1 protein-coding gene is annotated in these 747 nt (G+C 71.9%); it reads right to left on the bottom strand.

Annotation, left to right across the window (positions count from 1 at the left end; genetic code table 11):
• Positions 1-183: 183 nt before the first annotated feature.
• Positions 184-747 (bottom strand): hypothetical protein (locus OO52_RS45595; RefSeq protein WP_158712714.1); only part of this gene is annotated, 564 nt, incomplete at its 5' end.

Below are 747 nucleotides of genomic sequence, written 5' to 3'. Positions count from 1 at the left end.
CAGCTTCGCGGCTGGGTGGGGCGGCAGTCGCCGGGGTCGCGTCGTCCATGCAGGCCACCGTAGACGACACGGTCTCGCGAACCGGCGGGTAGCACTCGACGACGGTGCCCAGGGCCGGTCACTCGGCACTCGCGGCTGGCCTTCTCCGGCGGTCGGGGTAGGCCAACGCCCGTACGACGTGGGTCACTGCGGCAGGTCTTCCAGCCGGGCGAGCAGGCCGGCGGCGGTGGCGACGGCCGCGATGGCGTCGGCGCGGGTCCACGTGAAGTGCTCGGTCGTACCGGCGTCGTCGTGCGGAGCTCCGCTGAAGAGGGCGTAGGCGCTCTGGATGAGCACCGCCCAGCGTTCGTCCTGGTCCCGGTCGCCCGCCCTCTTCTTCATCGCCTGGTCGTGGAGCTGCCTGCTGTTGCAGGCATCGCGTACGGGATCGAGGGCTGCTCGTGCGAGGGCTACGGCGTGCTCGTAGCGCTGGTCGCGAATCGCGGCCTTGGCCTCGCGGATGCGGCGAGCGGCGGTGGCCCGGGTCTCCACGGTGGTGATGGGAATGAGGACGTCGACGAAGGCGCCCGCGTCGAGCTGGATGAGGGCGTTGCTCCACGTCGCGTGCGGGATGCGGATGATCTCATCGCTTCGGGCGACGGGCCAGTACTTCGCTTCGGCCAGGGCGGTCAGGGTGAGGGCGGCGCGCAGGGACAGGTCGGCGCCCGCGCGCGTCTTCTCCAGGCCGCGCAGCTGCCGGTCCGTCAC

The organism is Streptomyces flaveolus (assembly GCF_000716535.1).
GTDB classification, from domain to species: Bacteria; Actinomycetota; Actinomycetes; order Streptomycetales; family Streptomycetaceae; genus Streptomyces; species Streptomyces flaveolus_A.
The sequence above is the reverse complement of the archived record's forward strand: the minus strand, read 5'-3'. Positions and strand labels throughout refer to the sequence as shown.